This is a genomic window from Promicromonospora aerolata, assembly GCF_042682255.1.
GTDB lineage: Bacteria > Actinomycetota > Actinomycetes > Actinomycetales > Cellulomonadaceae > Promicromonospora > Promicromonospora aerolata.
Map to the genome: position 1 here is coordinate 3,545,904 of NZ_JBHUHF010000001.1, position 18,627 is coordinate 3,564,530.

Genomic DNA, 18,627 nt, shown 5'->3' on the forward strand with positions numbered 1-18,627 from the left:
CGAGATATAGTTGCTCTAAGCAATCAATCGCGAGGCATGATGACTTCCCACCCACGCCGGACGCCGTCCGACCCCGAGACTCCCGCCGTCGCCCTGGTCTCCGCGCTCCAGAGCCTGTCGCGCGCCCAGCGGGAGGCGGCGGCGCACATCGCCCAGGAGCTCGACTGGCCTCGTTCCGGTGTGGCCGTGCTGCACGTGCTCACCACGTGCGGCCCCGCCTCCCTGACTGATATCGCCGCGCACCTGCGCGTCGACCTCTCCGTCGCGAGCCGCCAGGTGAGCACGCTGGCCGACGCCGGATATGTCGTCCGCACCGTCGACGTCGAGGACCGCCGCGTCCGCACGGTGGAGCTGACCGCAGCGGGCCGTGCGCTCGCCGCCGAAGCCTCCGCGGCATACACGAACCTGATCGACCGGGCGTTCACCGCCTGGTCGCCCGAGGACCTCGACACGGCGATCGGCACGCTGAACCGCCTCGTCGACACCATCAGTGCGGACATCACGCACCAGAGATCGCCCCAGAACCAGCAGGAGTTTGCATGACCAGCCCCACCACCGCGCCGCTCGAGGCGGATGCCGAACACCTCCAGGGCGAACCACCCGCCATGACGCACCGGGAGGTCCTCCGGGCACTGTCCGGGATCCTCCTCGGCATGTTCGTCTCGGTGCTGGCGATGTCGGTCGTGTCGTCGTCGCTGCCGAAGATCATCACCGACCTCGGGGGCGGCCAGTCCGCCTTCACCTGGGTCGTGACGGCCACCCTGCTGACGTCGACGATCTCCACCCCGATCTGGGGCAAGCTCGCCGACCTCACCAACCGCAAGACGCTGATCCAGATCGCCCTGATCATCTCCGTGCTGTCCGCGGCCGCCGCGGGCTTCGCCCAGGACGCCGGCCAGCTCATCACCTTCCGTGCCTTCCAGGGCATCGGGGCGGGCGGCCTGCAGTCCCTCTCCGCGATCCTCATCGCCGACATCATCAGCCCCCGGCAGCGTGGCCGGTACATGGGCCTGATGGGCTCGATCATGGGCATCGGCATGGTCGGCGGTCCGGTCCTCGGCGGATTCCTCACGGACGCGATCAACTGGCGCTGGAACTTCTTCGTGGGCCTGCCGTTCGCGGTCGCCTCGATCATCGTGCTGCAGCTGACGCTGCGGCTCCCGAAGCGGCCGCGCGGTGCGGGGCGGATCGACATCGCCGGCGCCACGCTGATCTCCGCGGGAATCGCGTCCCTGCTGGTGTGGATCACGTTCGCGGGCACCGAGTTCGACTGGATCTCCTGGCAGACGGCGGTCCTGGCCGGCGGCGCCCTGGTCATCCTGGCGGTCGCCGTACTCGTCGAGCTGCGGGTCAAGACCCCGCTCATCCCGATGTACCTCTTCAAGAACCGGACGCTGGTCCTGGCGGTGATCGGGTCGGTCGCGGTGGGCGTCGCCATGTTCGGCTCGTCGGTGTTCCTCAGCCAGTACATGCAGCTCTCGCGGGGCAAGACGCCCACGGAGTCCGGCCTGTACACGATCCCGATGGTCGTCGGCCTGTTCCTGTCGTCCACGATCGGCGGGCAGATCATCTCCCGGACGGGTCGGTACAAGCCCTACATGGTCGCCGGCGGTGTCCTCCTGACCGGCGGCCTGCTGCTCCTGTCGACCCTGGACTACCGCACCTCGTTCGTGCTGGTGTCGATCTACCTGTTCGTGCTGGGTGCCGGCGTGGGCCTGCTGATGCAGAACATGGTGCTGGCCACGCAGAACACCCTGCACATCAAGGACTCGGGCAGCGGCACCTCGACGGTGACCTTCTTCCGGTCGCTCGGCGGCGCGATCGGCGTCTCCGCGCTCGGTGCGATCCTGGGGCACAGCGTCCAGGGCAGCATGAAGGAGGGCATCACCGAGATCGCTCCCCAGCTCGCGAAGCAGGGCATCGACCCGTCGGCACTGCAGTCCGGGGGCGGTACGCTGCCCGACCTGTCGGTGCTCCCGCCCATCCTCGTCGAGGTGATCGAGAAGGCGTACGCGAACGGCATCGCGGAGATCTTCCTCGCTGCCGTCCCGCTCGCCGTGATCGCGCTGATCTGCGTGTCCCTCATCAAGGAGGTACCGCTGGATCACCGGTCGGGCATCGACCAGCTCAAGGACCTGGAACCCGTCAGGTCGTAGCCGGCCACGGGCGTGGGTGCGACCGGCTCGACGGGTGGGCACGGTCGCACCACGCCGTCCCAGCGGCAGGACGACCAGCACAAGGCGGCAGCAACCGGGGGATTTCGCACCCGAGGGCTGTGTTCACGGCGCTTGACCCGTCATCATGGGCCCATGCTCTCGAGTACAGGCACATCCAGCACGGACGCGTCCGGCGACCAGGTCCCCGGCGACGGTGCCGGCGCCGAGGCGCCCGGCGACCACGACACGGGCCCCGGTCCGTTCGAGGGCCTGGAACGCGAGATCCGGCTGCTCATCCGCCGTGCACAGTCCTCCGGCGCGTCGATCGCCCGGCGGGTCCACCCCGAGCTCGACGCCAGTGCGTACCCGATCCTGGCGCACATCGCCGAACGGCCCGGCACCCGCGGCTCCGACCTCGCCACCTTCTTCGGTGTGGGACGGGCCACCGTGTCCCGCCAGCTCAGCCGGCTCGCCGAGCTCGGCCTCGTCGAGCGCACCGTCGACCCGGAGGACAGCCGCGGCCAGCGCATCACCCTGACTCCCGACGGCGCCGCCCGGTTCGACCAGGCGCGCACCAGCCGGGTCGCCATGCTGGAGGGTGCTCTCGCCACCTGGGAGACGGAGGACGTCGCCCAGCTGGCTCAGCTCCTCAACCGCTACTCGGCCGACATCGTGGCGTGGAAGCAGAGCGGTCGCTGAACCGGTCCGCCGGCCGTCAGCTCTCCTCGAACGTGAGGCTCACCGAGTTCATGCAGAACCGGTCACCGGTCGGCGTCTGCGGCGCGTCGTCGAAGACGTGTCCCAGGTGGGAGCCGCAGGTGGCGCAGCGCACCTCGGTGCGCACCGTGCCGAAGGAACGGTCCTCGAGCAGCTCGACGGAGTCACCGGCGAGCGGGCTGTAGAACGACGGCCAGCCGCAGTGGGAGTCGAACTTGGTGTCCGACCGGAAGAGCTCCGCGTCGCAGGCCCGACAGCGGTAGATTCCCGTGCGCTTCTCGTCGAGCAGCTCGCCCGTCCACGCGCGTTCGGTGCCCGCCTGCCGCAGCACCGCGTATTCCTGGGACGAGAGCTGCTCACGCCACTCGTCGTCCGACTTCGAGATCTTGTACGTCATGTCGACACCTCCGCGCATCTCAACCGTCTGCCGGCCCACGGTGTTCCCGCTCCGGAAACGCCTCGGACCCACGGGCCAGGTGGCCTGTGGGTCCGAGACGTCTGCTGCTAGTTCGCGGCGGAGGCGTTCGTGCTGCCCGCACCGCGCCCACGGCCGCCGCGCCGACGCCGACGAGGGGCGCCGGCCGCGTCGGGCCTCGGGAAGTGGTCGGCGGCACGCCCGCCGCCCGAGGCCGGACGCCCGCCCCCGCGCTGGCCCGTCGGCTGTCCTGCGCCCTGGCTGCGCGGCTGGCCCTGCCGGCCGCCACCGCCCTGGGCCGCCTGGGCCGTGCTCTGGCCACCGGTGCGCGACCGGCCGCCCTGCTTCCGGGGCTGGCCCTGGCGGCCCTGCGGCTGCGGGGCCGGCGGCACGTACTCGACGTACGGGGCGACCTCGCCGACCAGGCTGGTCACGGTCGCGTCGCCGGGACGAACGTCCTGCGGGCGGGCGGTGATCTTCGCCTTGCGGGTCAGGTCACGCACGTCGCCGCGCTCCTCCGGCAGCATGATCGTCACGACGTCACCGCCGGAGCCGGCACGCGCCGTCCGCCCGGAGCGGTGGAGGTACGCCTTGTGCTCGGCGGGCGGGTCCACGTGGACCACGAGCTCGATGTCGTCGACGTGGATGCCGCGTGCGGCGATGTCGGTCGCCACCAGCACCCGGACGTCGCCCGACGAGAATGCGGCGAGGTTGCGCTCACGCGCGCCCTGGCCGAGGTTGCCGTGCAGGTCGACGGCGGGCACGCCCGCGGCAGTGAGCTGCTTGGCGAGCTTCTTCGCCTGGTGCTTGGTCCGCATGAACAGCACGCGGCGGCCGGTGCCCTGCGCGAGCTGGTGCACCACGTTCTTCTTGGCGTCCTTGTCGGCCACGGCGAGGATGTGGTGGGTCATCAGCGGGGGCGGCGCGGCGGCGTCGTCCACCGAGTGCGTGACCGGCTGGTGCAGGTAACGCTTGACGAGCACGTCCACACCGTTGTCCAGCGTCGCCGAGAACAGCAGGCGCTGGGTCCGCGAGGACGTGCGGTCGAGGATGCGCTTCACGCCGGGCAGGAACCCGAGGTCGGCCATGTGGTCGGCCTCGTCCAGCACCGTGATCTCGACGTCGTCGAGCGCGAGGTGCCGCTGGCCGAGGAGGTCCTCCAGCCGGCCGGGGCAGGCGATGACGATGTCGACACCCGCGTTCAGCGCCGTGACCTGGCGCGACTGCGCCACGCCGCCGAAGATCGTGGTGGTCTTCAGGCCGAGGGCCTGGGCCAGCGGCGCGATCGAGTCGTCGATCTGGTTCGCGAGCTCACGCGTGGGAGCCAGGATCAGTGCGCGGGGACGACCCGCCGCACGACGCGGCTGCCCTGCCGCGCTGGAACGGGCGCCGGACGTCGCAAGACGCGTCACGACCGGCAGCGCGAACGCGAGGGTCTTGCCGGAGCCGGTGCGGCCGCGGCCGAGCACGTCGCGACCGGCGAGGGAGTCCGGCAGGGACGCCGTCTGAATAGGGAACGGCGAGGTGATGCCGCGGTCTGTCAGAACGCGCAGAACGGGCGCGGGCAGACCGAGGTCGGCAAAGGTAGTCAAAGGATGGGCCTCTCGGGCTCGGTGGCGGCGCACATCGCGCCGGTGGTCCGCCGTGCTCACACCGGCGGCTGGGGTGCTAACCCGGGCCGGGGCCACGACGTCGGGCAGCTGAGACCGCCCACGACCGCCCAGTCTCTCACGTCCGCCGGGCAGTGGCTGCGGCGCACGTCACGTTCGGTGTGGTTCTATGTGGCGCATGATTCCCGCAGCGACCAGCTCCGCCGGACCGTTCGCCGCCATCGGCGACGTGCTCGGCACCATCTGGACCAACGCGGTCACCCCGGTCGAACCGCCGTCGCAGCTCACGGTGCTCGCCATGTGCGCGATCGCCCTGGTCGTCGTGCTGTTCCGGCCGCTCTGGCACGTGACTCGGCACGTCATCACCATCGCCCACGAGGCGTCGCACGGCCTCGGCGCGCTGCTCACGGGCCGCAAGCTCGAGGGCATCCGGCTGCACTCCGACACGTCCGGCCTCACGGTGTCGCGTGGCAAGCCCCGCGGCCCCGGCATGGTCATCACGGCGTTCGCCGGCTACGTGGGGCCCGGCATCATCGGTCTCGGGGCCGCGTGGCTGCTCCAGCTCGGCTACGCCGTCGGGCTGCTGTGGCTGCTCGTCGTCCTCCTGGCCCTGCTGCTCCTGCAGATCCGTAACTGGTTCGGGCTGTGGTCGATCCTGGTCAGCGGCACCGCGCTCGTGTTCGTCACCTGGTTCCTCGAACCCACCGTGCAGAGCGCGGTCGCCTACGCCGTCACGTGGTTCCTGCTCCTCGGCGCGGTGCGGCCGGTGTTCGAGCTCCAGGTGCAGCGCTCCCGGGGCCGGGCCCGGACGTCGGACGCCGACATGCTCGCCCGGCTGACGGGTGTCGCGGGGCTGTTCTGGGTAGCGATATTCCTGCTGGTCACGTTGGGCGCCCTGACGCTCGGCGGCTCCTGGATCCTCGGCGTCGCGCTCTAGGACGTCTACCCAGCGATCGGGCCCGGATCCACGTGATTTCCGGGCCCGATCGCTGGGTAGAAGGGCACCAACGACGGAGAGCCCCCGGGAGGCTGCCTGGTGGCAGCTTCCCGGGGGCTCTTCGACGATGTCGGCGTCCGGTCAAGGACGCCAGCAGTCACGCCTTGGGCGTGAGCACGAAACCTGGGCCCTCAGCACCGGGGTCGGTGTCCAGGGTCAGCGTCTCCAGAGCAGGGGCAGCCTGCGCCTCGACGAACACGTTGGTGGCACCCGAGGCGTCGACGACCTGGTCGTCGGGCTGCGGGGCCGGAACCAGCGCGAGCTCGAAGTTGCCCGGCTGGCCGGACGCCTGCGCGATGCGCAGGCCACCCTCGACCGGCACGCCTGCCTGCTGGGCGAGGTCCTGGACGGCCGTACGGGCATTGTCGGTCACGGTGAGCACGTTGAGCTCCTCACATTGGTTCTCCGCGGTCCCGTCCACCGAACCAAGCCCACCCGCTCACCGCAAGCGTGAGACGGGATTGGCCCAATATCTCCCGATGGGTGAGACAGCGCGTGACAGTCGTCCACCGAAGACGTACGGTGCCCCGCTGGACGCGCCCTACGACGTCAGCGGACCTGACCGGTAGGCTTTCTACTCGCGCCGCCCGGATGCCGGGCACGCGGGCCTCTAGCTCAACTGGCAGAGCAGCGGACTTTTAATCCGCGGGTTCCGGGTTCGATCCCCGGGGGGCCCACCCTGACAGCGCCGTCACCAGGCAGCTCGCCCGCCCCGGCGGAGGGCGACCAGGCCCAGAAGCCAGGACCGCGCCGCAAGCAGGCAGTTTGCCGCTCATCATCTCGCGAGCCCGTCCCGACAGCACGTCCACGGAACGAGCACCACCGCGAGCACCCCTACCGGTACCGTGGTCGCCCACCCGACGCTGAGGGGCTCACATGGCACAGCTCGATCGCCGCACATTTCTGGCAGGCGCTGCCGTCGTCGCGTTCGACCCGGTGACCTCGCACTGGCTGACCAGCTTCCCGGAGAACACCGCGGCGATCGAGATCCCCCATCTCGACGGCGAGCTCGTCACGGACGAGGCGTCGCTCACCGAGGCGGCCACCGACTACGGCCACCTCGCCCATCGGCGCCCACGAGCGGTGCTGCGGCCGGCCTCCGCCCGCGACGTCGTCACCGTGGTGCGGTTCGCGAACGAGCACGGCCTCACGGTGGCGGCACGCGGCCAGGGCCACTCCACGTTCGGCCAGGCGCAGACCGACGGCGGCGTCGTGATCGACGCGCGCTCGCTCGCCACGATCCACGAGATCGCAGCCGACCGAGCGGTGGTCGACGCAGGAGTGCAGTGGCTCGACCTGGTGCGCGCCGCCCTGGCCGAGGGCGTCGCTCCGCCCGTCAGTACGGACTACCTCGGCCTGTCCGTGGGCGGCACGCTCAGCGTCGGCGGCATCGGCGGCGCCTCCCAGCACTTCGGGCTGCTGGTGGACAACACGCTCGAGCTGGAGGTGGTCACCGGCGAGGGCCGCCACGTGACCTGCTCCGCGGAGCAGGAGCGCGATCTGTTCGAGGCGGTGCTCGGGGGACTCGGCCAGTTCGCCGTCATCGTGCGGGCCACGGTGCGCCTCGTCGAGGCACCCGCCATGGCGCGCGTCTACACGCTGACGTACCCGCGGGTCACCGATCTGACCGCCGCCCAGCGCACCGCTCTGGCCGACGGTCGCTTCGACTACCTGGAGGGCCAGCTCGTCCCGACGGACGACGACGGTTTCGCGTTCGTCCTCGAGGGCGGGGCCTGGTTCACGGGCGAGCCGCCCGACGACGACGTCCTGCTGGCCGGTCTCGCCCCGTCGGGTGCGGACGTCGTGGACGTCACCTACTTCGAGTGGCTGAACCGCATCTACGAGACCGTGGAGCAGATCGAGGCACTGCGGCTGCCCAGCCCGTGGCTCAACCTCTTCGTCCCGGACGCGGCCACGGACGAGATCGTGACGGAGCTGCTCACCACGCTCACCCCCGCCGACGCCGGGGGTGTCGCCCTGCTCTACCCGACCCACCGGTCACTGATCACGCGGCCCCAGGTGATGGTCCCCGAGGGCCAGGTGTTCTTCCTGCTCGCGCTGCTCCGCGCCGTGAGCCCGCCCGACGACGCCGAGGCGGAGCGGCTCATCGGCGAGAACGACGCCCTGTACGCCCGCGTCCGCGCCGTCGGCGGTACCAGCTACCCGGTCAATGCACTGCATCTGAGCCCGGCCGACTGGCGCGATCACTACGCCGACCGCTGGCCCGCGGTGAGCAGCGCCAAGGCCCGGTACGACCCGCGCCGGGTGCTCACCCCGGGCCAGGGCATCTTCGAGGACGTCAGCAGAGCTTCCGGTACGCCTTGAGGCCCGCGCCGGTCGACGCCACGTCCAGCTCGGCCTCCTCCCGGTCGCGCGGTCGAGCGCCTCCTGAAGCTGGAGGAACGGCACGCGGATCTGCTCGACCGGCCCCTGGAACTCCTCCGGCACCCGCGACTCGAGCCGCCCGAGCTCCATCGCCATCGCGTGCATCTGGTCGGCGGACGTGCCGTATCCGCGGGTTTCGGCCGGGTGGCCGACACTGCGCGCTCCGGGCCTGCCGGTGAACTGTCCCGGAACACTCCCGGAACACGTGGCCCTCCGCTGGGAAGCGACGGGGGATCGGCCTAGCGTGGCGACAGAACCGCAGACCCGGAGGTCAGCATGACCGTCGCCCGTCCCGCAGTCGTCGCCCACCGCGGATACTCCGCGGTAGCCCCGCAGAACACTCTCGCCGCGGTCGAGGCCGCGTGCCGCGCGGGCGCGGACGCCGTCGAGATCGACCTTCAGCCCACGGCCGACGGCGTGGGCGCGGTGATCCATGACGAGACCGTCGACGCCACCACCGACGGCACCGGAAAGGTCTCCGCCCTGACCGCGGGCGAGGTGCTCGGCCTGGATGCCGGCGCACGGTTCGCACCCGCGTTCGCCGGACAGCACGTGCCCACGCTCGCCGAGGTGCTCGGTGTGCTCACCCGCCACCCGGACACGGACCTGCTGCTCGAGCTCAAGGGCTCGTGGGACACCGGGCAGGTCGAGCGGGTGACCGCCACGATCGACGCCGCGGGGTTCGACGGCCGGGTGCTGGTCCAGAGCTTCCGGCCGGGCACGGTCGCCACGGTGCGCGACGTCGCCCCGCACCTCCCAGGTGGCCTGCTCGTCTCGTTCGACCCGCCGGGCCTGCTGCGCCTGTGCGAGCGGCTCCGCGTCGCCGCGTGCAACCCGTCGGTCGCCGCGGTCGCGGGCAGTCCGCGGCTCGTGTCGCGCCTGCACGCCGCAGGTCTGCGCGTCATGTCCTGGACGGCGAACGACCCGGCTGCCTGGACCACGCTCGTCTCGGCCGACGGCGGCGCGGGCGTCGATGCCGTCATCACCGACCGGCCGGAGCGACTCGCCGGCTGGCTCACGGGTCGCACGGAACGCCCGGTGGTCCAGGCGCCCCTGCCGGACCGGGGTGGGATCCGCCTGCGGCGCCCGCGGCGCGTGCCGGCCCCCAGGGCGGCCGCGGCCCCCGCCTGAGCCCGCCCACCACCCGCCCGGCCCCGAGTGAGGAGGACGCCGGACGAGCGGTCAGGTCCGATGCAGCCAGCCGTGCAGCCGGCGCGTCACCCAGGGAAGCACCCAGTACGCCATGACCGGCGTCAGGATCAGCGTCGAGACCAGCACCTTGAGCACCAGGGTCACGTCGCCCCAGCCGGGCACCAGGTAGGTGACCAGGGCGGTGAAGAGCAGGTTCACCGGGAAGAAGCCGAGCCAGATGCTCGTCGCCTGCTTCCACCGGGGCGGCACCACGGCGGAGGCGACGTCGGCCGGCTCGTCGGTCCGGGAGGGGTCGTCGAACCAGCCCTCGATGCCCGTCCGCTGCTGGTACCTCAGCTCCTCGACCAGCCCGGTGCCCTGCGCCAGCCACTCGCGGCGCTCTGCGGACTGCTCCCAGGCGGCGAGCCGGTCGGCGTCGGCGAAGCGGTACAGCATGTGCCAGTCGCGGGACCCCTCGGCGGCGCGGATCCAGCCCGAGCCGAGGAACCCGGGCCAGCGGTTGGCGAGGTTGACGCCCGCCTGCACCCAGCTGGTGACCTCTGGGACGTGCTCGGGATGGACGATGCGGTGGATGGACACGGTGACGGACTGTCCGGCGGGGGTGGGCACGGATCCGTTCGCGGCCTGGTCGTGATGGGCCATGCTCGAAGTCTCACGCATGGCCTCGCAGCCATCAATGTGAGCGCGCACACCCCAGGTTGTCGCCCCTTCACTCCTACCCCACAGTCTGCCCGCAGCATTTGTGAGGCACGCCTCCATGGAGGGGGTTCCGTAACTCTTGGACGACCGTTCAACATTAAGTATTGCCGCAGAGAACCAACCCCCTGGGCGTTCGCGCCTGGTTCTCTGCGGCAATCGCCATGACCCCGCGACCCGTCGCGCGCCGTGGCCTGACAGCAGCCGGCGCATCTCGTCACCGTCCGTTCGAGGGACAAGCCCTCACGGTGCCGCCGTGCCCAGCCGCAGAACGGAAGCTCAGCGTGCCCCAGACGCCGAACCCCGTCGCGCCCCGCACGGCGCGCTTTGTCCCCGCCACCGAGCGTCAGGAGCGTCCTTGACGCGCGGCGGCCACGCCCTCGTTCAGCGTCGCCTGCGACGCCCGGGCACACACGGAGCGCATGCGGCCGTCATCGAACGCCTTCCCCACCCCCTGGTGCGCCGCTCGTCCTTCGCGCTCGCCGCGGCGCTCACCTCAGTCGCCCTGACCACCACAGCGGCGGTCAGTGTCACCGGGAGCGGCGGCACGGCCGCCGGTTCCCCGGGCACCGCTGCCGCCGCCGAACGGGCCCCCCAGCCCGGTGGCGTGGTCGTGGGCAGTGCCGTGGTCACCGACCCGGAGGTGCGGTCGGCCTCCGAGAAGGCGGACGCCGTGCTGACCGACGCCGACTACGTGACGCGTGAGGGCGACCTCAACCACAAGAACCGCAAGCGGGTCCGGGCAGCCGCCGAGGACCTGCGGGCCATGCTGGAACGGGCCCACGACGCCGCCGGCACGACCGTCGCGGCAGCCCGCGCGACGACCGCCGCCGCCTCCCGGGACGCCGGGCGCACCCCGCTCAGCGAGCGGGCAGCGGCCGGCGCCGAGAGAGCGGCAGAGGACGGCTCACCAGAGCGCACCCCGGTGGCAGCCGCCACCGAGCCGACCAACCTGGCCGGCGCTGCCACCGGTGCCCCTGCGATCGATGAGCCGGACACCACCGACCTGCCGATCCTCGACACCCCCCTCGCGGACTCGGTCGACGCGACCGCCGACGCGAAGGCAGCCGACGCGAAGACCGAGGCAAAGGCTGAGGCAAAGGCCGATGCGAAGGCCGATGCGAAGGCCGGCACCAAGGCCGACGCGAAGGCCGCTGCCGCCAAGGCGGCACCGTCGGCAGCCGACATCGAGAAGGTGACGAAGTCGCTCCAGCGGATCATCACCAAGGCCGACGGCGACGCTGTCGTGTCCGTCAAGGCGGGCCCGACACCCGCGGAGATCGCCGCCGCGAAGGAGGCCGCTCAGGAACGCCGCGAGGCCAAAGCGGCCCGGATCGCCGAGCGCAAGGCCGACAGGGCGCGGGAAGCCGCCGCCGAACGAGCCGCTGAGGCGAAGGAGATGGCCAGGACCGCGAAGAACTACGGCAACGGTCAGATCCCGTCCAACGTGCTCTGCAGCCTGAGCTGGGCGGGGGGCGAGCAGCTGCGGTGCGACGCCGCGGCGTCGCTCGAGGACCTGAACAACGCCTTCCGTGGGGCGTTCGGCCGCAACCTGGCGCTGACCGACGGGTACCGCTCCTACGGGGACCAGGTCTCGGTCGCCGCGGCCAAGGGCGGCCTGGCCGCCGTGCCCGGCACCTCGAACCACGGGCTCGGGCAAGCGGTCGACCTGTCCGGCGGGATCCAGTCGTTCGGCACCGCCGAGCACTCCTGGATGGTCGCCAACGCCGGGAAGTACGGCTGGAAGCTGCCGGGCTGGGCCCAGGCCGGCGGCAGCAAGCCGGAGGCCTGGCACTGGGAGTACGGCACCTCGTACTGACCCGCACGACCGAGCCGGCTCCGCGAAGCAGCGCTTCGCGGAGCCGGCTTCGTCATGCCCAGCCGAGCTCGTGCAGCCGGTCGTCGTCGATCCCGAAGTGGTGGGCGATCTCGTGGACCACGGTCACGGCCACCTCCTCGACCACGTCGTCGCGGGTCTCGCAGAACGCGAGCGTGGGGTTGCGGTAGATGGTGATGCGGTCCGGCAGGGCTCCGGCGGCCCACATGTGGTCGCGCTCCGTGAGCGGAACGCCCTCGTAGAGGCCCAGCAGGTCCGGGGCGTCCGCGGGGGCGTCGTCCTCGACGAGCACCACCACGTTGTCCATCTGCGCAGCGAGATCAGCCGGAACGAGGTCCAGTCCCTCGCTCACAGCCGTCTCGAAGTCCTCGCGCGTCATCTCCACCACGCGCCCATCATCCCTGACCCGGGCCCGGTGACGAGCGTCGCGCAGACCACTCCTCGGACTGTCCAGCAGAGCCTCCAACCGTCTGTAGACTTGCCACGTCTCAGCGCCCCCATCGTCTAGCGGCCTAGGACCCCGCCCTTTCACGGCGGTAGCACGGGTTCGAATCCCGTTGGGGGTACGAAGGGGCTCGTCAGAGCCACGTTTTGACTGCTGTGAGGCAGGTCATCTCGGCGGAGTCCGGATCTGATTTCAGATTCGGGCCCGCGGTGGGTTAAGATCCTCACGGTTCGAAACGAGCCCCCCGGACGCGGGTAGCGTCCAAGGCCCTGTAGCGCAGCTGGTTAGCGCGCCGCCCTGTCACGGCGGAGGTCGCGGGTTCAAGTCCCGTCAGGGTCGCGCGAGAGGCGCCCGGATGGTCGGTCTCGACTATCCGGGCGTTCGCGCTAGGGCTCTGTAGCTCAGTTGGTAGAGCGTTCGACTGAAAATCGAAAGGTCACCGGATCGACGCCGGTCGGAGCCACAGCGAAACCCCCGGAACCCTTGGTTCCGGGGGTTTTCTTTCTGCGAGCAGTCCACGACGAGCCCGTCGCATCCGAGCCCACCGCATCGGGACCGCCTCCCGCTAGGCTCTCGGACCGTGGGAGACGCTGACGCGAACGTCCAGGACCGGGCCACGCTCCGCACAGCGGTGCTCGCGCTCGAGCTCGTCGCCGCCGCGGTGATCGCCGGCTGGGCGCTCGTGAACGTCTGGACCCTCGCGCACCCGCCGGCACCCGGAACGGTCTGCATGCTCACCTACCCCGGTCCACCTGGCTGTTCACCCGAGCTCCGCTTCACCGCGGCGTTCGTCTCCGCGGTCGTGATCTCGCTGAGCTACAGCGCCGTGACGTTCGTCCTGCTCACCGTCGGTCGGCACCGTGGCCTCGCGGCCGCATGGGGGCTCGGTGGCCTGCTGCTGCTCGGTGTGCTCGCCGACCAGTTCGTCACCTGGGGTGGTCCACCGGGCTGAGCCGGCCAGATCCACCCGGACGCACGGCGTGCGCTTTGCCGATAACCGCACCGGCGTTTTCTGGTGACCGACGCCGCCGGTCCACTAAACGGGACGCTCCTCAACGTCCGGGAACGCTGCCCACTGGTGACGCCAAGGCAATTCCTTCCAGTTTTTGCTTTTTCACGATCGGTCTCCTTCAGCTCTTTTCCTCGGGCCACGCCGCGCCAGGAATTGCCCCATGCGCTCTTGACCTGTTGAGTTGTCTTCAGCGGCGCAGGCCGAAAACGGCGGCACGGGAGGGCAGATGATCGAGGACGTGAAGATCGACAGCCACACGGGGGCAGCAGGCGGCACCCCGGTGGGCACGCCGGAACCCGAGAGGCCCGCTTCACTGGGCAAGCTGGTCGAGCAGATCTCCGAGCAGGCGTCTCGGCTCGTGCGGGCAGAGATCGCGCTCGCCAAGGCCGAGCTCTCCGAGAAGGCGAAGAAGTCCGGGATCGGCGTCGGACTGCTCGTCGTCGCGCTCGTGATCCTTGCCTACGCCGCCGGAGTGCTGCTCCTGGCGGCCGTGTACGGCCTCGGCACCGTGTGGCCGCTCTGGCTGTCCGCACTGGCGATCGGCGGCTTCATGGTGCTCGTCACGATCATTCTCGCGCTGGTGGGTGTACAGCTGTTGAAGAAGGGCACCACCAAGCCGGAGAGCGTGCAGCGCGTGAAGGACGATATCGCGTCGATCAAGGAGGGGATGCACCGATGAGCACTCCGACACCGCCACCCAGCAGCCAGCAGCTCCAGGCCGAGGTGCTCCGCACCCGTGCGGACCTCGCGGCGGCCGTCGACGAGCTGACGACCCGGCTGAGCCCTGGCTACCAGGCCTCTCGCCTCGCCCAGGAGGCGAAGCAGGCCGCGAGTGATGCCGGCGCGATGGCCACCGGAAAGTTCGGCGACAAGAACGGCCCGGCGCAAGATCCGCGCCGGGCCCGCAACGCCAAGGTCCTGATAGGTGCCACGCTCGGTCTGGTCGTCCTCGGTACGGCTGTTGCCGTGACCGCCGTGCTCAGGCGCGCGCGGGGCTGAGCTGGGGGGCAGCACCCGGCGCGCCTTCGTCCTGCTTGCCGACCAATCCGTCTAACGACGTCCGACTAGTTGTCAGAGTCGCCCGAGCTGTCCGCTGCCGCACCGAGCAGCGCCCGAACCTCGGACTCCTTGTAGCGGCGGTGACCGCCAAGTGTCCGGATCGACGAGAGCTTTCCCGCTTTTGCCCAACGCGTTACTGTCTTTGGGTCAACACGGAACAAGCTCGCTACCTCGGCAGGCGTGAGCAGGACCTCGGATTCTCCGTGGATGGACATCCCCGCACCTCCTCCGGAACGGTGCCGGCCTGGCCGTACCAGGCGGTTGACGACACCCGCTCTTGCACCATTGTTAGCAGCAAACGGGATTTAGGCGACTTGGGGACGCGGTTTATTTCCTCACTTTCTCCGCCGCTCGCCACGCGCGCCCGTTTCGGGCGAGTCTCGGACACGTGCGACACGCCGACGGCGCTGCCCGTCATGGGGAGCGCCCGGCTCGCCACTATCTCCTGCACGCGTCCAGGAGACGCCAGTGCGTCGGGCAGGGGTCGGCAAAGCGTGGTGGCTCACGGTCCGGACCGGTCGAGCCAGCCGCCTTCCGGGGGCACACAGACCCTCGACCGGGGGAGCGGCAAGAACCTGCTGATGGCAAACTGGTCGCCACGTTACAACCAAGCGCTCGACCGTGTCTGCACGCGGCGGGCAACTCGGTCCGATCCGAACGTCACACCAGAGGATGGGACGAATCACGCTCACGGACTGGAAGAAACGCCGTTCCAGCATGTAACGTTGGAACCTGGACAGACGAAACGCCACGGGGCCGCACGTCCATGCACGGTGCCGCCCCGCTCCTACGTTGAGGGGGTCGGAGCCATGGGCCGCGGCCGTCAGAAGGCAAAGCAGACCAAGGTTGCTCGCGCGCTGAAGTACTACAGCCCGGACACCAATTATCACGCCCTCGAGCAGGAGCTCAACGGGGGTTCCCACACTGATGTGGCGACAGAGTCGCGGTGGGAGTCTCCGGAGGACGAGGAGTACGACAACAGGTACTCCGACTGGGCAGAGCAAGACGACAACACGCGCTGAGGGTGCCGGCGCGTTTGCGCCGGCCCCGCGCCCCCTCCTCGGTCAGGCCCTGCCTCCGCGTCAGTCGCGGTAGTCGTTCACCAGCCTGACCGCGCCACCAGTCACGCCCTTCGTGCCCGCTACCAGGTCTTCCTGCGCTGCGGCCGGATCCAGGGTGCCAACGCTTCCCAGTGTCCACGCGGGCACGCCCAGCGTCGCCAGTCGTGCCAGTGCGGCGTCCGCACCGTCGGCGCCGACGACCGCCACCATGCCCACGCCGAGGTTCAGGGTGTTCTCCAGGTCACGGTCGGGCACCCCGCCCAGGTCGCGCACCATGCGGAACACGGCAGGCACGTCCCAGGACGCACGGTCGACCGTCGCCACGAGCCCGGCGGGCAGCACGCGCGCCAGGTTGGCGGCGAGACCACCCCCGGTCACGTGGGTGAACGCGTGCACCTGTGCCGCCTCGTCGGCGGCCAGGGCCAGGCAGTCCGCGGCGTAGACGCGCGTGGGCTCGAGCAGCTCCTCGCCCAGCGCGCGGCCCAGGTCGTCCACGTGCCGGTCCAGCGCCCAACCCGCCTGCTTGATCACCGCGCGCACCAACGAGTACCCGTTGGAGTGCAGGCCGCTGGACGCCATCGCGATCAGCACGTCGCCCTGCCGCACGCGGTCCGGGCCCAGCACCTTGTCGGCCTCCACGATGCCCGTGGCAGCCCCGGCGACGTCGTACTCGTCAGGCTCCAGCAGCCCGGGGTGCTCGGCGGTCTCCCCACCCACGAGGGCGGTGTCCGCCACCTCGCAGGCCTGCGCGATGCCGCGCACGATGTCCGCTATCCGCTCGGGAACCACCTTGCCGGTGGCGATGTAGTCAGTCATGAACAGCGGCTTGGCGCCCATGACGACGATGTCGTCAACGACCATGCCGACCAGGTCGAACCCGATCGTGTCGTGCTTGTCCATCGCCTGCGCGATCGCGACCTTGGTACCGACACCGTCCGTCGACGTCGCCAGCAGGGGCGCACGGTAGCCCTGGAAGGCCGACAGGTCGTAGAGACCGGCGAAGCCGCCCACGCCGCCGAGGACGGCAGGACCCTGCGTGCGGCGCACGGCGTCCTTCATGAGCTCGACGGCCTTGTCGCCCGCCTCGGTGTCGACGCCGGCAGCGGCGTACGTCAGGCCTTCGGATGTCACTGGTGCTCCAGGAAGTGGTCGGTGCGGGTAAGAGGTGACGTCGTCACGGATGGTCGAGGGCGGTCGAACCGCCGGTGCGCACGGCGAGCTGCTTGAGCCCGTCCTCGGGCTGGCCGAGCGGCAGCTCCGCCTGCTCCAGGAGGTGCTTGCCCAGCTGATCGTCCGGGGGCAGCTCGATCGGGTACTTGCCCGTGAAGCACGCCGCACAGAGCTGCGAGCTGGGCTGCTCGGTCGCGGCGATCATGCCCTCCGTCGAGATGTAGCCGAGGCTGTCGACCCCGAGCGACTTGCCGATCTCCTCCACGCCCAGCCCGTTGGCGATGAGCTCCGCGCGCGACGCGAAGTCGATGCCGTAGAAGCAGGGCCACTTGATGGGCGGCGACGAGATGCGCACGTGCACCTCGGCTGCGCCGGCCTCCCGCAGCATGCGGACCAGCGCGCGCTGCGTGTTGCCACGCACGATGGAGTCGTCGACGACCACCAGGCGCTTGCCCTTGATCACCTCGCGCAGCGGGTTCAGCTTCAGACGGATGCCGAGCTGCCGCAGGGTGTCGGACGGCTGGATGAACGTGCGGCCCACGTAGGCGTTCTTCGTCAGGCCCTGCCCGAACGGGATGCCGGACTCCGCGGCGTACCCGACGGCGGCCGGCGTGCCGGACTCCGGCGTCGGGATCACCAGGTCGGCGTCGGCCGGCTGCTCACGGGCCAGGGTGCGCCCCATCTCGACGCGCGCAGAGTGCACCGAGCGGCCGTTGATGGTGTTGTCGGGGCGGGCCAGGTAGACGTACTCGAAGACGCAGGCGGCCCGCTCCGTCGGAGCGAAGCGCGACGAACGCATGCCGTCGGCGTCGATGCAGATGAGCTCGCCCGGTTCGACGTCGCGCACGTAGGAGGCGCCCACGATGTCCAGGGCGGGGGTCTCGCTCGCCACCACCCAGCCGCGGTCGAGCCGGCCGAGCACGAGCGGGCGCACACCCTGCGGGTCGCGCGCCGCGTACAGGGTGTTCTCGTCCATGAAGACCAGGGAGAAGGCCCCGCGCAGACGCGGCAGCACCTCCATCGCGGTGGCCTCCAGCGTGTGATCCGCGTCACCCGCGAACAGCGCGGTGATGAGAGCGGTGTCGGTCGTGTTGCCGCGGGCGAGCTCGCCGCGGCGCTGTGCGCCGTAGCGCTCGGCCACGAGGTTGACCAGGTCGGCGGAGTTGGTCAGGTTGCCGTTGTGGCCCAGGGCCACCGTGCCCGACGCCGTCGCCCCGAGTGTGGGCTGAGCGTTCTCCCAGGTCACGCCACCCGTGGTGGAGTACCGACAGTGTCCGACGGCGATGTGTCCGGTCAGGGCGTTCAGGGCCGTCTCGTCGAAGACCTGGGAGACGAGTCCCATGTCCTTGTAGACGAGGATCTGCTCACCGTTGCTGGTGGCGATACCCGCGGACTCCTGCCCGCGGTGCTGTAGGGCGTACAGGCCGAAGTACGCAAGCTTGGCGACCTCTTCGCCGGGTGCCCAGACCCCGAAGACGCCACATGCGTCCTGGGGGCCCTTCTCGCCGGGCATGAGGTCGTGGTTGAGGCGGCCATCTCCGCGCAGAGGCATGTTCCGAGTATCCCATGCGACCGGATCGACGACGCCAGCCCGGTCTGTGACCTCTGTGTCAGCGCCCGCGAAGGCTCCGGCGGTCCGCGATCACCGCGACCAGGCCGGCCAGGAGGGTCGTCACCATCGTGACGAACGCGGTCACCACCGTCACGTACACGCCGGACTTCATCATTCCCGTGCCCGCGGGCGAGTTCACGAGGTAGAGCGCCAGCGCCAGCCCGAGCACGATCCCGACCAGGGCACCCGTCCAGAAGAACGCCTTGTACCGCGGAGCCCGGCGCACGCTCGTCGGGTCGATCACGTGGCGCACCTCCACGTCGTCGGAGGAGTCGCTCGCTGCCTGGGTTTCACTCACGAAAC

General features: G+C 70.6%; 20 protein-coding genes and 4 tRNA genes. 15 read left to right on the forward strand and 9 right to left on the reverse strand.

Annotated elements, in window-relative coordinates:
- Positions 1-36 precede the first annotated feature (36 nt).
- The 3 genes from ACFSL2_RS15800 to ACFSL2_RS15810 all read left to right on the forward strand — a co-directional run bounded on the left by ACFSL2_RS15800 (position 37) and on the right by ACFSL2_RS15810 (position 2,855).
- Positions 37-543 (forward strand): MarR family winged helix-turn-helix transcriptional regulator, encoded by a 507-nt coding sequence (locus tag ACFSL2_RS15800; RefSeq protein ID WP_377198750.1) that lies wholly within the window; start codon positions 37-39, stop codon positions 541-543.
- The gene (locus tag ACFSL2_RS15805; RefSeq protein WP_377198751.1) at positions 540-2,156 is read left to right on the forward strand and encodes a DHA2 family efflux MFS transporter permease subunit; all 1,617 of its coding nucleotides are present in this window, start codon (positions 540-542) and stop codon (positions 2,154-2,156) included. Before ACFSL2_RS15800 ends, ACFSL2_RS15805 begins: the two co-directional genes overlap by 4 nt.
- Positions 2,157-2,309: 153 nt before the next feature.
- On the forward strand, positions 2,310-2,855 hold the full coding sequence (locus ACFSL2_RS15810) for a MarR family winged helix-turn-helix transcriptional regulator (protein ID WP_377198752.1): 546 nt from the start codon (positions 2,310-2,312) through the stop codon (positions 2,853-2,855).
- Positions 2,856-2,871: 16 nt separating this feature from the next.
- On the opposite strand, the gene msrB is transcribed toward ACFSL2_RS15810, so the two are convergent.
- Both msrB and ACFSL2_RS15820 read right to left on the reverse strand, forming a co-directional pair.
- On the reverse strand, positions 2,872-3,270 hold the full coding sequence (gene msrB, locus ACFSL2_RS15815) for a peptide-methionine (R)-S-oxide reductase MsrB (RefSeq protein ID WP_377198753.1): 399 nt from the start codon (positions 3,268-3,270) through the stop codon (positions 2,872-2,874).
- A 107-nt stretch (positions 3,271-3,377) separates the two neighbouring features.
- On the reverse strand, positions 3,378-4,880 hold the full coding sequence (locus ACFSL2_RS15820) for a DEAD/DEAH box helicase (protein WP_377198754.1): 1,503 nt from the start codon (positions 4,878-4,880) through the stop codon (positions 3,378-3,380).
- Positions 4,881-5,067: 187 nt separating this feature from the next.
- Here ACFSL2_RS15820 and ACFSL2_RS15825 point away from each other — a divergent pair, with 187 nt between their 5' ends.
- Positions 5,068-5,835: a M50 family metallopeptidase gene (locus ACFSL2_RS15825; RefSeq protein WP_377198755.1), complete on the forward strand. Its 768-nt coding sequence runs from the start codon at positions 5,068-5,070 to the stop codon at positions 5,833-5,835.
- Positions 5,836-5,992: 157 nt separating this feature from the next.
- Here the strand turns inward: ACFSL2_RS15825 and ACFSL2_RS15830 are convergent, their stop codons facing one another.
- Positions 5,993-6,277: an iron-sulfur cluster biosynthesis family protein gene (locus ACFSL2_RS15830; protein WP_129782914.1), complete on the reverse strand. Its 285-nt coding sequence runs from the start codon at positions 6,275-6,277 to the stop codon at positions 5,993-5,995.
- A 222-nt stretch (positions 6,278-6,499) separates the two neighbouring features.
- On the opposite strand from ACFSL2_RS15830, the gene ACFSL2_RS15835 reads away from it, so the two are divergent.
- The 3 genes from ACFSL2_RS15835 to ACFSL2_RS15845 all read left to right on the forward strand — a co-directional run bounded on the left by ACFSL2_RS15835 (position 6,500) and on the right by ACFSL2_RS15845 (position 9,411).
- Positions 6,500-6,572, forward strand: a tRNA-Lys gene (locus ACFSL2_RS15835).
- Between the two features lie 199 nt (positions 6,573-6,771).
- Positions 6,772-8,220, forward strand: a complete 1,449-nt coding sequence (locus ACFSL2_RS15840; protein ID WP_377198756.1) for an FAD-binding protein — start codon at positions 6,772-6,774, stop codon at positions 8,218-8,220.
- A gap of 336 nt (positions 8,221-8,556) precedes the next feature.
- Entirely contained in the window at positions 8,557-9,411 is an 855-nt protein-coding gene (locus tag ACFSL2_RS15845; RefSeq protein ID WP_377198757.1) for a glycerophosphodiester phosphodiesterase, read from the forward strand.
- Positions 9,412-9,462: 51 nt separating this feature from the next.
- Here ACFSL2_RS15845 and ACFSL2_RS15850 read toward each other — a convergent pair whose 3' ends face one another.
- Positions 9,463-10,074 (reverse strand): antibiotic biosynthesis monooxygenase, encoded by a 612-nt coding sequence (locus tag ACFSL2_RS15850; RefSeq protein WP_377198758.1) that lies wholly within the window; start codon positions 10,072-10,074, stop codon positions 9,463-9,465.
- 511 nt (positions 10,075-10,585) lie between these two features.
- On the opposite strand from ACFSL2_RS15850, the gene ACFSL2_RS15855 reads away from it, so the two are divergent.
- Entirely contained in the window at positions 10,586-11,947 is a 1,362-nt protein-coding gene (locus tag ACFSL2_RS15855; protein WP_377198759.1) for a M15 family metallopeptidase, read from the forward strand.
- Positions 11,948-11,999: 52 nt separating this feature from the next.
- Here ACFSL2_RS15855 and ACFSL2_RS15860 read toward each other — a convergent pair whose 3' ends face one another.
- Positions 12,000-12,344: a metallopeptidase family protein gene (locus ACFSL2_RS15860; RefSeq protein WP_377200834.1), complete on the reverse strand. Its 345-nt coding sequence runs from the start codon at positions 12,342-12,344 to the stop codon at positions 12,000-12,002.
- Positions 12,345-12,458: 114 nt separating this feature from the next.
- Here ACFSL2_RS15860 and ACFSL2_RS15865 point away from each other — a divergent pair.
- The 6 genes from ACFSL2_RS15865 (at position 12,459) to ACFSL2_RS15890 (ending at position 14,421) form a co-directional block, all read left to right on the forward strand.
- Positions 12,459-12,531: transfer RNA gene (locus ACFSL2_RS15865), tRNA-Glu, on the forward strand.
- A gap of 144 nt (positions 12,532-12,675) precedes the next feature.
- A tRNA-Asp gene (locus ACFSL2_RS15870) sits at positions 12,676-12,749 on the forward strand.
- A 51-nt stretch (positions 12,750-12,800) separates the two neighbouring features.
- Positions 12,801-12,873 (forward strand) — tRNA-Phe (locus ACFSL2_RS15875).
- 117 nt (positions 12,874-12,990) lie between these two features.
- Positions 12,991-13,362, forward strand: a complete 372-nt coding sequence (locus ACFSL2_RS15880) for a hypothetical protein (RefSeq protein WP_377198760.1) — start codon at positions 12,991-12,993, stop codon at positions 13,360-13,362.
- 286 nt (positions 13,363-13,648) lie between these two features.
- Positions 13,649-14,101 carry a phage holin family protein gene (locus tag ACFSL2_RS15885; protein ID WP_377198761.1) on the forward strand — a complete coding sequence of 151 codons (453 nt, stop codon included), beginning with the start codon at positions 13,649-13,651 and terminating at the stop codon, positions 14,099-14,101.
- Positions 14,098-14,421: a DUF3618 domain-containing protein gene (locus ACFSL2_RS15890; RefSeq protein ID WP_377198762.1), complete on the forward strand. Its 324-nt coding sequence runs from the start codon at positions 14,098-14,100 to the stop codon at positions 14,419-14,421. Before ACFSL2_RS15885 ends, ACFSL2_RS15890 begins: the two co-directional genes overlap by 4 nt.
- Before the next feature lie 65 nt (positions 14,422-14,486).
- Here ACFSL2_RS15890 and ACFSL2_RS15895 read toward each other — a convergent pair whose 3' ends face one another.
- Positions 14,487-14,696, reverse strand: coding sequence for a BldC family transcriptional regulator (locus tag ACFSL2_RS15895; protein WP_108495333.1), 210 nt, complete (start codon positions 14,694-14,696; stop codon positions 14,487-14,489).
- 594 nt (positions 14,697-15,290) lie between these two features.
- On the opposite strand from ACFSL2_RS15895, the gene ACFSL2_RS15900 reads away from it, so the two are divergent.
- Positions 15,291-15,503 (forward strand): DUF3073 domain-containing protein, encoded by a 213-nt coding sequence (locus tag ACFSL2_RS15900; protein ID WP_377200835.1) that lies wholly within the window; start codon positions 15,291-15,293, stop codon positions 15,501-15,503.
- Positions 15,504-15,563: 60 nt separating this feature from the next.
- On the opposite strand, the gene purM is transcribed toward ACFSL2_RS15900, so the two are convergent.
- From purM to ACFSL2_RS15915, 3 genes are read right to left on the reverse strand one after another with little or no spacing between them, the layout of a single operon-like run.
- Positions 15,564-16,673: a phosphoribosylformylglycinamidine cyclo-ligase gene (purM, locus tag ACFSL2_RS15905; protein ID WP_377198763.1), complete on the reverse strand. Its 1,110-nt coding sequence runs from the start codon at positions 16,671-16,673 to the stop codon at positions 15,564-15,566.
- 43 nt (positions 16,674-16,716) lie between these two features.
- Complete coding sequence (gene purF, locus ACFSL2_RS15910) at positions 16,717-18,264, reverse strand: amidophosphoribosyltransferase (RefSeq protein WP_377198764.1); 1,548 nt, start codon at positions 18,262-18,264, stop codon at positions 16,717-16,719.
- 58 nt (positions 18,265-18,322) lie between these two features.
- Positions 18,323-18,622: a hypothetical protein gene (locus ACFSL2_RS15915; RefSeq protein ID WP_377198765.1), complete on the reverse strand. Its 300-nt coding sequence runs from the start codon at positions 18,620-18,622 to the stop codon at positions 18,323-18,325.
- Between the last annotated feature and the right edge of the window lie 5 nt (positions 18,623-18,627).

Excerpts from the sequence above, each read along its gene's own strand:
- ACFSL2_RS15800 (WP_377198750.1), top strand. The coding sequence starts at position 37 with ATGATGACTTCCCACCCACGCCGGACGCCGTCCGACCCCGAGACTCCC.
- ACFSL2_RS15805 (WP_377198751.1), top strand. The coding sequence starts at position 540 with ATGACCAGCCCCACCACCGCGCCGCTCGAGGCGGATGCCGAACACCTC.
- ACFSL2_RS15810 (WP_377198752.1), top strand. The coding sequence starts at position 2,310 with ATGCTCTCGAGTACAGGCACATCCAGCACGGACGCGTCCGGCGACCAG.
- msrB (WP_377198753.1), bottom strand. The coding sequence starts at position 3,270 with ATGACGTACAAGATCTCGAAGTCGGACGACGAGTGGCGTGAGCAGCTC.
- ACFSL2_RS15825 (WP_377198755.1), top strand. The coding sequence starts at position 5,068 with ATGTGGCGCATGATTCCCGCAGCGACCAGCTCCGCCGGACCGTTCGCC.
- ACFSL2_RS15840 (WP_377198756.1), top strand. The coding sequence starts at position 6,772 with ATGGCACAGCTCGATCGCCGCACATTTCTGGCAGGCGCTGCCGTCGTC.
- ACFSL2_RS15845 (WP_377198757.1), top strand. The coding sequence starts at position 8,557 with ATGACCGTCGCCCGTCCCGCAGTCGTCGCCCACCGCGGATACTCCGCG.
- ACFSL2_RS15850 (WP_377198758.1), bottom strand. The coding sequence starts at position 10,074 with ATGGCCCATCACGACCAGGCCGCGAACGGATCCGTGCCCACCCCCGCC.
- ACFSL2_RS15860 (WP_377200834.1), bottom strand. The coding sequence starts at position 12,344 with ATGACGCGCGAGGACTTCGAGACGGCTGTGAGCGAGGGACTGGACCTC.
- ACFSL2_RS15885 (WP_377198761.1), top strand. The coding sequence starts at position 13,649 with ATGATCGAGGACGTGAAGATCGACAGCCACACGGGGGCAGCAGGCGGC.
- ACFSL2_RS15890 (WP_377198762.1), top strand. The coding sequence starts at position 14,098 with ATGAGCACTCCGACACCGCCACCCAGCAGCCAGCAGCTCCAGGCCGAG.
- ACFSL2_RS15895 (WP_108495333.1), bottom strand. The coding sequence starts at position 14,696 with ATGTCCATCCACGGAGAATCCGAGGTCCTGCTCACGCCTGCCGAGGTA.
- ACFSL2_RS15900 (WP_377200835.1), top strand. The coding sequence starts at position 15,291 with ATGGGCCGCGGCCGTCAGAAGGCAAAGCAGACCAAGGTTGCTCGCGCG.
- purF (WP_377198764.1), bottom strand. The coding sequence starts at position 18,264 with ATGCCTCTGCGCGGAGATGGCCGCCTCAACCACGACCTCATGCCCGGC.